15 protein-coding genes are annotated in these 12,621 nt (G+C 59.0%); 5 read left to right on the top strand and 10 right to left on the bottom strand.

Annotated elements, in window-relative coordinates:
* Positions 1-26: 26 nt before the first annotated feature.
* From JJD74_RS05880 to JJD74_RS05890, 3 genes are read right to left on the bottom strand one after another with little or no spacing between them, the layout of a single operon-like run.
* Positions 27-1,271, bottom strand: a complete 1,245-nt coding sequence (locus JJD74_RS05880) for an RNA polymerase sigma factor (RefSeq protein ID WP_200612216.1) — start codon at positions 1,269-1,271, stop codon at positions 27-29.
* A complete protein-coding gene (locus JJD74_RS05885) occupies positions 1,264-1,608 on the bottom strand; it encodes a YciI family protein (protein ID WP_008081988.1) in 345 nt (114 codons plus the stop codon). The genes JJD74_RS05880 and JJD74_RS05885 overlap by 8 nt, the downstream gene beginning before the upstream one ends.
* A 40-nt stretch (positions 1,609-1,648) precedes the next feature.
* A complete protein-coding gene (locus JJD74_RS05890; RefSeq protein ID WP_200612235.1) occupies positions 1,649-2,074 on the bottom strand; it encodes a YybH family protein in 426 nt (141 codons plus the stop codon).
* 141 nt (positions 2,075-2,215) lie between these two features.
* Between JJD74_RS05890 and JJD74_RS05895 the strand changes: the two genes are divergently transcribed.
* Positions 2,216-2,701, top strand: a complete 486-nt coding sequence (locus tag JJD74_RS05895) for a GNAT family N-acetyltransferase (protein WP_042560576.1) — start codon at positions 2,216-2,218, stop codon at positions 2,699-2,701.
* A gap of 19 nt (positions 2,702-2,720) precedes the next feature.
* A complete protein-coding gene (locus JJD74_RS05900) occupies positions 2,721-3,326 on the top strand; it encodes a pyridoxamine 5'-phosphate oxidase family protein (RefSeq protein ID WP_042560577.1) in 606 nt (201 codons plus the stop codon).
* Between the two features lie 113 nt (positions 3,327-3,439).
* Here the strand turns inward: JJD74_RS05900 and JJD74_RS05905 are convergent, their stop codons facing one another.
* The 3 genes from JJD74_RS05905 to JJD74_RS05915 form a co-directional block, all read right to left on the bottom strand.
* A complete protein-coding gene (locus JJD74_RS05905) occupies positions 3,440-3,928 on the bottom strand; it encodes a GNAT family N-acetyltransferase (RefSeq protein ID WP_200612244.1) in 489 nt (162 codons plus the stop codon).
* Positions 3,929-4,252: 324 nt separating this feature from the next.
* Positions 4,253-4,738, bottom strand: a complete 486-nt coding sequence (locus JJD74_RS05910; protein WP_042560579.1) for a GyrI-like domain-containing protein — start codon at positions 4,736-4,738, stop codon at positions 4,253-4,255.
* Positions 4,739-4,806: 68 nt separating this feature from the next.
* Positions 4,807-5,469 carry a LysE family translocator gene (locus JJD74_RS05915; RefSeq protein ID WP_042560580.1) on the bottom strand — a complete coding sequence of 221 codons (663 nt, stop codon included), beginning with the start codon at positions 5,467-5,469 and terminating at the stop codon, positions 4,807-4,809.
* A gap of 138 nt (positions 5,470-5,607) precedes the next feature.
* On the opposite strand from JJD74_RS05915, the gene alaC reads away from it, so the two are divergent.
* On the top strand, positions 5,608-6,825 hold the full coding sequence (alaC, locus tag JJD74_RS05920) for an alanine transaminase (RefSeq protein WP_200612246.1): 1,218 nt from the start codon (positions 5,608-5,610) through the stop codon (positions 6,823-6,825).
* 177 nt (positions 6,826-7,002) lie between these two features.
* Here alaC and JJD74_RS05925 read toward each other — a convergent pair whose 3' ends face one another.
* Entirely contained in the window at positions 7,003-8,355 is a 1,353-nt protein-coding gene (locus JJD74_RS05925) for a GntT/GntP/DsdX family permease (RefSeq protein ID WP_042560582.1), read from the bottom strand.
* Between the two features lie 82 nt (positions 8,356-8,437).
* Positions 8,438-8,971 carry a gluconokinase gene (locus JJD74_RS05930; protein WP_200612247.1) on the bottom strand — a complete coding sequence of 178 codons (534 nt, stop codon included), beginning with the start codon at positions 8,969-8,971 and terminating at the stop codon, positions 8,438-8,440.
* 216 nt (positions 8,972-9,187) lie between these two features.
* On the opposite strand from JJD74_RS05930, the gene JJD74_RS05935 reads away from it, so the two are divergent.
* Entirely contained in the window at positions 9,188-10,219 is a 1,032-nt protein-coding gene (locus JJD74_RS05935) for a LacI family DNA-binding transcriptional regulator (RefSeq protein WP_200612250.1), read from the top strand.
* Between the two features lie 251 nt (positions 10,220-10,470).
* Here the strand turns inward: JJD74_RS05935 and JJD74_RS05940 are convergent, their stop codons facing one another.
* Positions 10,471-11,343 (bottom strand): LysR family transcriptional regulator, encoded by an 873-nt coding sequence (locus JJD74_RS05940; protein ID WP_200612253.1) that lies wholly within the window; start codon positions 11,341-11,343, stop codon positions 10,471-10,473.
* 122 nt (positions 11,344-11,465) lie between these two features.
* Here JJD74_RS05940 and JJD74_RS05945 point away from each other — a divergent pair, with 122 nt between their 5' ends.
* On the top strand, positions 11,466-11,906 hold the full coding sequence (locus JJD74_RS05945) for a PACE efflux transporter (protein WP_042560586.1): 441 nt from the start codon (positions 11,466-11,468) through the stop codon (positions 11,904-11,906).
* A gap of 174 nt (positions 11,907-12,080) precedes the next feature.
* Here JJD74_RS05945 and JJD74_RS31355 read toward each other — a convergent pair whose 3' ends face one another.
* Positions 12,081-12,620 carry a methyl-accepting chemotaxis protein gene (locus JJD74_RS31355; RefSeq protein ID WP_224787096.1) on the bottom strand — a complete coding sequence of 180 codons (540 nt, stop codon included), beginning with the start codon at positions 12,618-12,620 and terminating at the stop codon, positions 12,081-12,083.
* Between the last annotated feature and the right edge of the window lies 1 nt (position 12,621).

The raw sequence follows: 12,621 nt of genomic DNA on the forward strand, positions 1-12,621 counted from the left end.
CAAAAGATTGCATCCTTCGGTAGTTCCTACAGGGGGTTGGGTGTCGGTAGTTGGTTTAAGCGCGCCTCGATGAACCGCCGTTCAGGCTCTTGCCGGGTTAACTCCAACGCCCGCAAATAAGCCACCCGCGCCTCCTCGACCCGGCCCAACTGCCGACAAAACTCCGCCCGCGCCGAATGCGCCAAGTGGTAGTCCTGCAATTCGCCGCGATCCAGAATCTCTTCAATCAACGTCAACCCCGCCAACGCCCCATCTCGTTTGGCTACCGCCACCGCGCGATTCAACTCGATCACCGGGGAAGGCATCGCCCGCAACAGCACGTCATACAGCCCGACGATCTGCTGCCAATCGGTTTCCTCGGCGGTTGGCGCCTCGGCGTGCACGGCGGCAATCGCCGCTTGCAGACAGTACGGCCCGAATCGTCGTGTGGTCAGCGCCCGTTCCACCAACGCACAACCTTCAGCGATCAACTCAGCATCCCACTGCGAGCGATCCTGATCGTCCAACAGCACCAATTCGCCATCGGGAGAAGTGCGCGCCGGACGCCGGGACTCGTGCAGCAGCATCAATGCCAGCAACCCCATCACCTCGGGCTCCGGCAACAATTCCATCAGCAGTCGCCCGAGCCGGATCGCTTCACGGGTCAGGTCCTCGCGAGTCAGCTCAGCACCCATCGACGCCGAATAGCCCTCGTTAAACACCAGATAAATCACCCGCAACACACTGTCCAGACGCTCGGGCAGTTCGCTCAGGCTGGGGACTTGATAAGGGATTTTCGCGTCACGGATCTTGGCTTTTGCGCGCACGATGCGCTGGGCAATGGCCGCCGGCGCCGAGAGAAAGGCGCGGGCGATTTCCTCGGTGGTGAGGTCGCAGACTTCACGCAAGGTCAGCGGCACTTGCGCATCCGCCGCCAGCGCCGGGTGACAGCAGGTGAAGATCAGCCGCAGGCGATCGTCTTCCACGTCTTCGTCGCTCCAGTCGGCATCTTCGAGCTCTTCGAGTTGCGCCAGCAACAATGGCTGCGAGGCTTTGAAGCGTGCACGGCGGCGTAGCACGTCGATTGCCTTGAAGCGCCCGGTCGACACCAGCCAGGTGCGCGGATTGTCCGGCACGCCGTCACACTGCCAACGCTCGACCGCGACGAAGAACGCCTCGTGCAAGGCTTCTTCGGCAAGGTCAAAATCGCCGAGCAGGCGGATCAATGTCGCCAGAATCCGCCGCGAGTCTTCGCGATACACCTGCTCGACCCGCGCCGCGACCTCAGACATTCAACTGCCGCACGGGGCGCACTTCAACGCTGCCCACTCGGGCTGCCGGGATGTTCCCGGCGACCTGAATCGCTTCGTTGAGATCCTTGGCGTCGATCAGGTAGAAGCCGGCCAGTTGCTCCTTGGTTTCGGCGAACGGCCCATCGGTGATCGACAATTTGCCGTTGCGCATTCGCACCGTGGTGGCGGTCTGCACCGACTCCAACGCCTCGGCGGCAACCATCCGCCCGCTGCCCTGAATCGACTCGGCATAGGCCCAGCATTCAGCGTCTTCGGGACTGTCGGGCGACGAATGCAGCAGGCGTTCATCGCTGTAGACCAGGCATAGATATTTCATGGCGCTCTCCTGATTCGAACGGATCAACTATGGCTGAAGATCACGGTTGCACATCGAACAGCGTGGCGCCGCTCATCGGATCAAACGGTGCCGACCAGTGTTCATGGGCAATCCGCCACGCGCCGCCGACCTGCCGATAGCAGGCGGTGACGCGCATCCAGCAACTTTGGGTTTCACCCTTCTCGTTGGTACCACCGCAATTGGCGACCCAGTGGGCGAAGGCGATGTTGTCGGCGGTTTCGATGACGACTTCCTGAAACTCGAAGATGTGCGGCCCGGGGCACATTTGCATGCAGTCCACCCAATGCGCGCGGTAGGCCGGTTTGCCCTTGAATTGCAGGGCCTTGATCGCGTCGAACGAGACGATGTCATCGGCATACAACGCCATGACTTTCTCCACGTCCTTGGTCATGACGGCGTCGCGGTAGGTATTGATCAGAGTTTGGATGTCAGCTTGTGCGTTCATGGTGTTCTCCGTGATTTTTGTTGGAAAGACACCCTTAGTCGTTCGGCACGTCGGCAGATCGACAGGCGAAACAAAAAAATTCCGAAGGAAGCAAAGTCGCTAGAATCCGAGGCTCATCTTTGTAGGAAAAAGGAAATTCCCGTGTCAGCCCAACTCGTGCCGTACGACAGCCTGAACGCCCAGCAGCGTGAGCAAGTCGAGGCGATTGAAATCCACCCCGAGCAAATCAAGTTCTCCGGCGACATCCACGGCGCCCTGCACACCTTGCTGTCGAAACCCGGCCCTGGCGTGAAGGGTTTTGCACTGCTGGCCGATGAGGTGCCGGTGGCGTTCCTGCTGCTCAAGCGTCCGCCGGTGTTACCGGCATGGGCCGATGAACACAGCGCCACGCTGCATGCGTTGCAGGTCGATCGCCGGGCGCAGGGCAAGGGTTACGGCAAGGCGTGTCTGCATGCGTTGCCCGAGGTTGCGCGCCAGGCCTGGCCGGAGATCAAGGGACTGGAACTGTCGGTGGACGCCGACAACGAGGCTGCCATCGCGCTGTACGCCAAACACGGCTACGTCGACAGCGGCGAAGCGTACAAGGGCCGAATCGGTTACGAGCGGCGCATGGGTCTGTTTTTTTAAGTCATCGAGGGGATGCACGATGATCGATTCAATCGAAGCACTGGAAGCTATTTACGGATTGCCGCACGAACGTGCGGTGCGCAAGCAGATCACTTTTCTCAACGAAGACTATCAGGCGATGGTGCGGGTCTCGCCGCTGGTGATCGTCAGCTCGGTGGGTGTCGATGGTCTCGACAATTCGCCGCGCGGTGATGCCCCGGGGTTTGTGCGGATCGTCGATGAACGCACGCTGGCCCTGCCGGACCGCCCGGGCAACAACCGCATCGATACCTTGCGCAATGTGCTGCACGATCCACGGGTGTCGCTGCTGTTCATCATTCCGGGGATTGGCGAGACACTGCGGGTCAACGGCACGGCCACCATCAGCGCTGATCCGACGTTGCTGGAGAGTTTTGCGGTGAACGGCAAACCGGCGAAAACGGTTTTGCTGGTGACGGTGGAAGCGGCGTTTTTCCATTGTTCGAAAGCGTTTGTGCGCTCGGACGCGTGGAACCCGGAAACGCATCTGCCGCGCTCGGCACTGCCCACGGCTGGCGCCTTTCATAAACGCCTGAACGATGGGCAATTCGACGCCGACACGTACGACCGCGAAGCGCCGATCAGGGTCCGCGATAGCCTTTACTGACGCACCACGCCCCTCCATGTAGGAGCTGCCAAAGGCTGCGATCTTTTGATCGTGTTTTTTACAAGCAAGATCAAAAGATCGCAGCCTTCGGCAGCTCCTATAGGGGGAAGTATTTACAGAGTCAGAATCATCTCGTGCCACGCCATCCCGCCGTGATCCGACTCCGACGGTTTGATGTAGGCAAAGCCGAACCCGGCATACAGCGGGATATGCTTTTCCTTGCACATCAAATGAATCGTCGCTTTATCCATCCCGCGCATGCGCTCGATGAACTCGGCCAGCAAGCGCTTGGCCAGGCCCTGCCCCTGATAATCCGGGTGTACCACCACCGACATGATCACCACGTTCGGCCCCGCCGGATCATGCCCGATCAGTTCCTTGAACGCCTCGTCCGACATCTGCACATCGAACGCCGCGCCCGAGTTGACGAACCCGGCGACCTCGCCATCGACCTCGGCAACGATGAAGCCTTCCGGCCAGGTCGCAATGCGCGTGGCGATCTTTTCGCGGGTGGCGGCTTCATCGCCTTCGTAGGCAACGGTTTCGATGGCGTAGCAGCGATCCAGGTCAGTGGCGGTGACGTTGCGGATAACGGTGTTCATGGCAGCTCGGAAATCAGCGGGAAAAGTGCGCAAAGCATAAAGGAATAAGGACTGCATATCGATCCGCGCGGGCGGCGTAAAGCCTGCGTATAAGCGCTTTTCTTGCGCCTCGCGGGCGGCTATTTCTGTGGTGTGTCTCTGATTACCCTTGGGGGAAACCGTTTATGAGCAGCGTAGAAATCGGCCTGTTGATGGTGTTGGGCATCAGTACATTCGGCTTTATAACCCTGGGCATCGACCTGTTGCGGGCGCGACGTGTGGGCAAGGGCAAGCGCGGCTGAAAGCGTTGATGGACGGATCGCCGATCCGTCCAGTCAACGTGCGTCAGGCCTTGAGCGGCAGCCAGATTTCCAGCGTGCCGGTATGCAGTTTGGGGTTGAAATCCTCACTGTAGCGTTCGAACTCCGGCGCATCGGCGGCTTCGCGTCCGGACTGCGGCAGCCAGGTTTTCCAGATGTACTGGAAGGTCTCTGGCAACTGATCCAGTGAACCTTTGTGCTCGAACACCGCGTAATCCTGCGGTTGCACTTCGATCCAACGGTACTGATCCGGCAGGTCATCGAGTTTGCTGATCTCGACCCCGGCGATGTATTCGAAACCACCCTTGCCGTCCGCATTGCAGCAGACGCCGAACGTCACTTCGTTCTTTTGTCCCGGAATCTTGCCCAGATGCGGGATGAATTTTTCCCACAGCTCGGGGATGCCATCGGTGGTGTCCTGAGTAAATCGTCCGCCAAGCCCTGCTATCAGCAGGAATTGTCCATGTTCGAAGCGAGGTTCTGCCACTTCGACGCGTGTTTGCTCATCCATGACTCGACTCCTGGAACGAAAAAAGTGGGTTCGGCTGGGAGTATAGAAGCCAAACCCGATTCGCAACATCAGAGCGTATGCAGGGCCTCGGCCGCACCTGACCCGACAAACTCGTTGTAGCCAGATACGATCACGTACACCGCGAAATAGCAGAATATCGCTGCAGATGCCATATAGGAGTAGCGCAGCAGCTTATCGCCCAGGAGCTTGCCACCATGGCTTGCGGCGAAGCACAAACCGGCCGACCACAACAGCCCGGCGCACAGAAACCCACCGAGAAACAACGCCGAACTCAAAGGCCCGCCCCCGCCCGAGCGGGCGATCAACGTGCCTCCTACCGCAGCGAACCAGAGAATCGCGCTCGGCGAGGACATGGCGAGGAAGATCCCCCGCAAGAATTCCTTGCGATGAGAGTTCTGCCCTACCTCCGCCGTCTCGGCCAGTAGCGCCTCGTGATGGATTGCCGAATAGATCATCTTCGCCGCAAAGTAGATCAGCAGTGCCGAACCGCCGATCCACAGCACCCAGCGCACGGTTTCGTATTGCAGCAACACGGTCATCCCGGCGAGCGCCAGCACCGCGTAAATCAGATCGCCGACACAGGTGCCGAGGCCCAGCGCGAAGCCCTGAAAATAACCGCGCTGCATGGCCAGCGTGATCATTGCGATGTTGGCCACGCCGATATCCAGGCACAGCGAGAGGCTCAGCAAAAAGCCGCTGGTGAATTCCATCAACCGATTTCCTTGGAAAAATTTGTTTACGCGCAGGCTGGACAGTCTGCCATCGCAGCCCTTATCTTCGCCAACAGGTCACCGCAGTGACCAGCGTCGCTCGGACGGTTCCGGGCGCTTACGTTATCCGAGGCAACAATGGCTGAACAAGGTTCGCCGCGCCGCTTTGCGCGCATAGATCGACTCCCCCCTTACGTTTTCAACATCACCGCCGAGCTGAAGATGGCCGCGCGGCGTCGTGGTGAAGACATCATCGACTTGAGCATGGGCAACCCCGACGGGGCCACGCCGCCGCACATTGTCGAAAAACTCGTGCAAGTCGCCCAGCGTGACGACACCCACGGTTATTCCACGTCCAAGGGCATTCCGCGTCTGCGTCGGGCGATTTCCAATTGGTACAAGCAACGCTACGAGGTCGATATCGACCCGGAAAGCGAAGCCATTGTCACCATCGGTTCCAAGGAAGGCCTGGCGCATCTGATGCTGGCGACCCTGGATCAGGGCGACACCGTACTGGTGCCAAACCCCAGCTACCCGATTCACATCTACGGCGCGGTAATTGCCGGCGCTCAGGTGCGTTCTGTACCGCTGGTGCCGGGCGTGGACTTCTTCGACGAACTGGAACGGGCGATTCGCGGCTCGATCCCGAAGCCGAAGATGATGATCCTCGGCTTCCCGTCGAACCCGACTGCGCAGTGCGTGGAACTGGATTTCTTCGAACGGGTGATCGCCCTCGCCAAGCAATACGACGTGCTGGTCATCCACGATCTGGCTTACGCCGACATCGTCTACGACGGCTGGAAAGCCCCGTCGATCATGCAAGTGCCGGGCGCCAAAGACATCGCGGTGGAGTTTTTCACCCTGTCCAAGAGCTACAACATGGCCGGTTGGCGCATCGGTTTCATGGTCGGCAATCCAGAAATGGTCAACGCCTTGGCGCGGATCAAGAGCTATCACGACTACGGCACTTTCACCCCACTGCAAGTCGCCGCCATTGCTGCGCTGGAAGGCGATCAGCAGTGCGTGAAAGACATCGCCGAGCAATATCGCCAGCGCCGTAATGTGCTGGTCAAAGGCCTGCATGAACTGGGCTGGATGGTCGAAAACCCGAAGGCTTCGATGTACGTCTGGGCGAAAATCCCTGAGGCTTATGCGCATCTGGGTTCGCTGGAATTCGCCAAGAAACTGCTGTCCGAGGCCAAGGTTTGCGTCTCGCCGGGGGTGGGGTTTGGTGAGTATGGCGATGATCACGTGCGCTTCGCGCTGATCGAAAACCAGGACCGCATTCGCCAGGCTGTACGCGGCATTCGCGGGATGTTCCGGGCGGATGGGTTAGCCCCGAAATCCAGCACCTGACACCTTCCCTGTGGGAGCGAGCCTGCTCGCGAAAGCGTCGAGTCAGCTGAAATCCATATCGACTGACACATCGCATTCGCGAGCAGGCTCGCTCCCACATTGGTTTTGTCTGTGTCACGAATCATCACCCACAAAAAAACCGCATCGCTGCGGTTTTTTTGTGTTTGGCATTTGCTGTTAAACGAACATCGACAACAGCAGGATAAAGCCCAACGCGACCACCGAGAGGATGGTTTCCATCGCCGTCCAGGTCTTGAACGTCTCGGCCACGGTCATGTTGAAATACTGCTTCACCAGCCAGAAACCGGCGTCGTTGACGTGGGACAGGATCAACGAACCGGCACCGGTGGCCAGCACCAGCAGTTCACGGTTGACGCCAGGAACCATCCCGACCACCGGCACCACGATGCCCGCGCCAGTGATGGTCGCAACAGTTGCCGAACCGGTGGCAATACGAATCACCGCCGCCACCAGCCATGCCAGCAGGATCGGCGAGATCTGTGCGCTGACCGCCATGTGGCCGATCACATCGCCCACGCCGCTGGTGACCAGCATCTGCTTGAAGCCACCGCCGGCACCGATGATCAGGATGATCGCGGCGGTTGGCGCCAGGCTCGCATCCAGCCACTTGAGGATCTGGTTGGAACCGATGCCCTGCTTGTAGCCAAAGGTGTACAGCGACAGCAGCAATGCCAGCAGCAGTGCCGAGATCGGGTGACCGATCATGTCCATCCAGGTGCGGAAGAAGTTACCGTCCGGCAACGCCACGTCAGCGAAGGTTTTCAGCAACATCAGGAACACCGGCAGCAGCACGGTGATCAGGGTGATGCTGAAGCTCGGCAGGACAGCGGTATCGTTTTCGCGGGCCAGTTGATCGACCAGCTCCTGATTCGGGTGACCCGGAATGTGCTTGGCGATGAACGTACCGAAGATCGGCCCGGCAATGATTGCAGTCGGCAGCGCAACGATCAGACCGTAGAGAATGGTCTTGCCGATGTCAGCGCCGAACACGCCGATGGCCAGCAGCGGGCCCGGGTGCGGTGGCACCAGACCGTGCACGGCGGACAGGCCGGCGAGCAACGGGATACCGATCTTGATGATCGACACGCCCGTGCGGCGGGCAACGATGAACACCAGCGGAATCAGCAGCACGAAGCCGATTTCGAAGAACAACGGAATGCCCACCAGGAACGCGGCGAACATCATTGCCCACTGCACTTTGTCCTTGCCGAACGCGCGAATCAGGGTCTGGGCAATCTGATCTGCCCCGCCCGACTCGGCCATCATTTTGCCGAGCATGGTGCCCAGCGCGAGGATGATGCCGACAAAACCGAGCACGCCACCAAAGCCGTCCTGGAACGCTTTGATGATGGTGCCGATCGGCATGCCGGACGTCAGGCCGAGGAATGCGGCGGCGATGGTCAGGGCAATGAAAGGGTGAATCTTGAACTTGGTGATCAGGATGATAAGTCCGATCACCGTGACCACTGCATCAAGCAGCAGGTAGGCGTCGTGGGACATGCCAAACATTGGGGGTGTCTCCTGGTTTGTTGTTGTTATTAAAGCGGGTTAATCAGAAGTCGTAAGGACAGCGCTGTCTGCATGAACACACTCATACCGCCTGTTTCAGGCCATTGGCCTGCCACCAGACGTGAGCTTGCTCTGCCAGTTCTTCGACGCTGTGGATCGAAGCGTTCAACGCCAGGGTCAACGGCTCGCCTTTGGGCGATTCGAGGGTGGCGAACTGGCTTTCGATCAGCGTGGCCGGCATGAAGTGGCCCGGACGATGGGACACACGCTCGGCGGCAACTTCAGGGGTCAATTCAAGGAACACGAAGCCCAGGCCCGGCAGAGCACTGCGCAAAACTTCACGATAACTGTGTTTGAGGGCCGAGCAGGTCAGCACCGGGCGCTGGCCCGAGGCGTCAACGCGACGCAGCTCCTCGCACAGGCTGTCGAGCCAGCCGGCACGGTCGTCGTCGTTCAGGGGGATCCCCGCGCTCATCTTTTCGATGTTCGCGGCCGGATGGAAAGTATCGCCTTCAATGGCAGTGGCGCCGCTCAATTGGCACAGGGCCTCGCTGACGCACGTCTTGCCGCAACCGGCAACGCCCATGATGACCAGGGCGGTGATGGGATGATTCATGAAACACCTCAGCGCGCAGACAGCGCTACCTTTGCAAGCTATGACTCTAGTGCACAGATAGAAGTTGCCGACGCCTTCTTGTCGTTTTTTTGGGTTGCAGCAGGTTTGTTCCCAACACCAAAAAGCGAAGATCAGGCAGGACCTCGCTTACGCATTTGCAGCTGCATCAGGACAGCGCTACCTTAGTGCCTTGATTTTTGTTTGGCAAGCCGCCCGATGACCACTCCTAAAAACGATAAAAATACCCGCACCACCGGCCGTCCCACCCTTAATGAAGTTGCTCGCCTTGCCGGCGTCAGCCCGATTACCGCTTCCCGTGCCTTACGCGGGGTCAGCACCGTGGCCACCGAACTGGTGGACAAAGTCCGCAAGGCCGCCCTCGAACTCAACTACGTGGTCAACCCTGCCGCCCGTGCCCTGGCCTCGGCGCAGAGCCATTCGGTGGTGGTTTTGGTGCCGTCACTGTCCAACCTGTTGTTCATCGATACGCTGGAAGCCATTCATCGGGTTTTGACGCCCAAAGGCTTTGAAGTGCTGATCGGTAACTTCCACTACTCCCGTGATGAAGAAGAAAACCTGCTGCGCAACTACATGGCGTATCAGCCGCGCGGGTTTCTGCTGACCGGGTTTGATCGCACCGAAAGTTCGCGGCGGATGATCGAGGCCAGCAATATTCCCTGCGTGTACATGATGGAACTGGACAGCGCCGCCGGAGTGAATTGCGTCGGCTTCTCCCAGCTCAGCGCCGGCGAAACGGCGGCTGAGCATTTGCTCTCGCGAGGGCGCAAACGTCTGGCTTACATCGGTGCGCAACTTGATCAGCGCACGTTGTTGCGTGGCGAAGGTTTTCGCAAAGCGTTACAGAAGGCCGGGCGTTATGACCCGGATCTGGAAGTGCTGACGCCTCGCGCTTCGTCAGTGGGATTGGGTGGCGAGTTGTTTCTGCAATTGCTCGCGGCGCACCCGGATGTCGATGCGATCTTCTTCGGTAACGATGATCTGGCACAGGGCGCATTGCTGGAGGCGCTGCGCCACGGCATCAAAATCCCTGAGCAAGTGGCGATTCTGGGCTTCAACGACTTGCCGATGTCCGAGTACATGGTGCCGCGCCTGAGCAGCATCAACACACCGCGTGAGGCGATTGGCCGGCGCGCGGCGGAGCAGATGCTGACGTTGATGGCCGGGAACAAGGTGGCACGGCCGGTGGAAGACATGGGCTTCGAACTGAAGATCCGCGAAAGCACATAACCCCTGAAATTCCTGTGGGAGCTGGCTTGCCAGCGATGGCGTCCGGTCAGTCGATACATTTCTGGCTGATACACCGCTATCGCTGGCAAGCCAGCTCCCACAGGTTTTGTGGTGTTCGCAAAATTCAAGGTTGAATTACAATCCCGGTGGGAGCGAGCCTGCTCGCGAAAGCGTCGTGTCAGATAAGCAATTGACGACTGACACGGCGCTTTCGCGAGCAGGCTCGCTCCCACATTGGATCTCCACCGTCTCTAGTGACTGAGCAGGTCAACGAGGGCCAATGCGCCTTTCTGTAGCGGCTGGCTCTTGAGCCAAACCGCGTGCACCGGCAGCACCAGGCCATTTTCAATATTGCGAAAATTCAGCCGTTTCAAACGCCCGGCATCCAGTCGCGACTGCACCACCGACAGCGGGAAATTGCCCCAGCCCAATCCCGCCTGGACCATCTCCATCGCTGTTTCCAGCGTATCGGTGCGCCAGTGAGATTCAGCCACCAATGGCCGCGTCTCACTGATCGGCAAGTCACGACTGGCGACGAAGATTTGCCGTACGTGCACCAGGTCTTCCAGAAACAGATCCTGGCCCTGCAGTAGCGGACTGTCGGCCGCCAGTGTAGCGATCATCCGTTCGCTGCCGACAAACTGAAAGCGCTCCAGCACGTTCATGCTCAACCCGGCGAACGCCAGACACACACTGACGCGGCCGCTGTGCAGCATCGCCAGCACATCATCCTGCGGCGCCGTCAGTACTTCGATGTCGAGCAGCGGATGGCGCTCGGCAATAGCCTTGATCGCCGCCAGCAAACGCCGACGGTCGATGTCCGCAGCCACGCCGATCGACAACTTGCTCTCCAGCCCCAATGACAACTCCACCGCGTGTACTTGCAGTTGCTTGAGCTGCCCGGCGATCAGCCGGGCATGAGGGACCAGTGAAAGCGCCATTGCCGTCGGTTGCGGTTCGCGATGGCTGCGATCAAACAGCGAATAACCCAGTTCGGCCTCAAGGTTGCCGATACCCATGCTCACGGCCGATGGGACTTTGCCCAATGCGCGGGCGGCGGCGGAAAACGAGCCGCGTTCAATCACCGCAAGGAACAGTTCAATGCTGTCGCTGTTGAAATTCAATGGATCAACCTATCAATAGAACTGAAAGCTTCTGACTTTTTCTGTCAGCCCTATTGAAGCTATCTTTCGCCGTCTCCGCCAGTCCCACTGGCCAACAAATGGCAAGAAAGAGGCAAATCTGCATGCAAGGCGTCAAACGCAAACTGGTCTATGTGTCGCTCTACGAAGTGATCGGCATGACCTTTTCCGCCCTTGGTCTTGCGCTGTTGTCGGGCACCTCGCCGGGCAGCACCGGGCCATTGGCGGTGATCATCACGACCATCGCCGTCACCTGGAATTTCATCTATACCTCGATGTTCGAGCACTGGGAAAGTCGTCAGCAATCACGCACCCGCACCGTAAAACGACGCATCGCCCACGCAATCGGTTTTCAACTGACGTTGATCGTGTTCCTGATTCCGTTGATCGCGTGGTGGATGAATATCAGCCTGGTGCAGGCTTTCCTGCTGGATCTGGCGCTGATCATCTTCATCCCTTGCTACACGTTTGCCTTCAACTGGCTGTTTGATCGGGTGTTTGGTCTGCCTGCTTCGGCGTTGCCGGATTCTGCGGCGGCGACATAAATCGTCAGCCACTGCAGTGACGTCAAGGACAGGCGACAAGTTTCTTGCTGCACTTTGACCTCAAGGCAGCATGAAACATGATGTAGGAGCTGCGGCACGCTGCGATCTTTTGATCTGGAATTTAAAGATCAAAAGATCGCAGCGTGCCGCAGCTCCTACAGTTTTTATGCGGTGCTAGTTCAGTTGCAGGGTCTCATTGAACTGGCTGATCGCATCTACCACATGCCGCGAGCCTTGCTGGATTTCCAGAATCACCTCGCCCGCCTCGTTCGCCAATTCAACCCCAAGCCCGGTGCGGCTCAGACTCGATTGCATGCTCGATACCGCGCTTAGCGACAGATCATGGTTCTTGCGCACCACCTCGACAATCTCCAGCGTCGCCTGACTGGTGCGAGCAGCAAGACTGCGCACCTCATCCGCGACCACCGCAAAACCCCGCCCGTGTTCGCCGGCCCGCGCCGCTTCGATGGCCGCGTTGAGCGCCAGCAAATTGGTCTGATCGGCAATTCCGCGAATGGTCTGAACGATGGTGCCGATGATGTCCGATTGCTTGCTGACCGCATCGATGCTGACCGCCGCTTCGTTGAGATCGCGGGAAATGTCCTGAATGATCTGCACCGTTTGCTGCACGACCTGTGAGCCTTTTTGCGCGCAGGCGTCGTTTTGCACCGAAGTGCTGTGGGCCGATTCCGCGGCGTTCTGCAACGTGGTCATC

Source organism: Pseudomonas sp. MF6776, from assembly GCF_016613125.1.
Classification (GTDB): domain Bacteria; phylum Pseudomonadota; class Gammaproteobacteria; order Pseudomonadales; family Pseudomonadaceae; genus Aquipseudomonas; species Aquipseudomonas iridis.

Excerpts from the sequence above, each read along its gene's own strand:
- JJD74_RS05880 (WP_200612216.1), bottom strand. The coding sequence starts at position 1,271 with ATGTCTGAGGTCGCGGCGCGGGTCGAGCAGGTGTATCGCGAAGACTCG.
- JJD74_RS05885 (WP_008081988.1), bottom strand. The coding sequence starts at position 1,608 with ATGAAATATCTATGCCTGGTCTACAGCGATGAACGCCTGCTGCATTCG.
- JJD74_RS05890 (WP_200612235.1), bottom strand. The coding sequence starts at position 2,074 with ATGAACGCACAAGCTGACATCCAAACTCTGATCAATACCTACCGCGAC.
- JJD74_RS05900 (WP_042560577.1), top strand. The coding sequence starts at position 2,721 with ATGATCGATTCAATCGAAGCACTGGAAGCTATTTACGGATTGCCGCAC.
- JJD74_RS05905 (WP_200612244.1), bottom strand. The coding sequence starts at position 3,928 with ATGAACACCGTTATCCGCAACGTCACCGCCACTGACCTGGATCGCTGC.
- JJD74_RS05910 (WP_042560579.1), bottom strand. The coding sequence starts at position 4,738 with ATGGATGAGCAAACACGCGTCGAAGTGGCAGAACCTCGCTTCGAACAT.
- JJD74_RS05915 (WP_042560580.1), bottom strand. The coding sequence starts at position 5,469 with ATGGAATTCACCAGCGGCTTTTTGCTGAGCCTCTCGCTGTGCCTGGAT.
- alaC (WP_200612246.1), top strand. The coding sequence starts at position 5,608 with ATGGCTGAACAAGGTTCGCCGCGCCGCTTTGCGCGCATAGATCGACTC.
- JJD74_RS05925 (WP_042560582.1), bottom strand. The coding sequence starts at position 8,355 with ATGTTTGGCATGTCCCACGACGCCTACCTGCTGCTTGATGCAGTGGTC.
- JJD74_RS05930 (WP_200612247.1), bottom strand. The coding sequence starts at position 8,971 with ATGAATCATCCCATCACCGCCCTGGTCATCATGGGCGTTGCCGGTTGC.
- JJD74_RS05935 (WP_200612250.1), top strand. The coding sequence starts at position 9,188 with ATGACCACTCCTAAAAACGATAAAAATACCCGCACCACCGGCCGTCCC.
- JJD74_RS05945 (WP_042560586.1), top strand. The coding sequence starts at position 11,466 with ATGCAAGGCGTCAAACGCAAACTGGTCTATGTGTCGCTCTACGAAGTG.
- JJD74_RS31355 (WP_224787096.1), bottom strand. The coding sequence starts at position 12,620 with ATGACCACGTTGCAGAACGCCGCGGAATCGGCCCACAGCACTTCGGTG.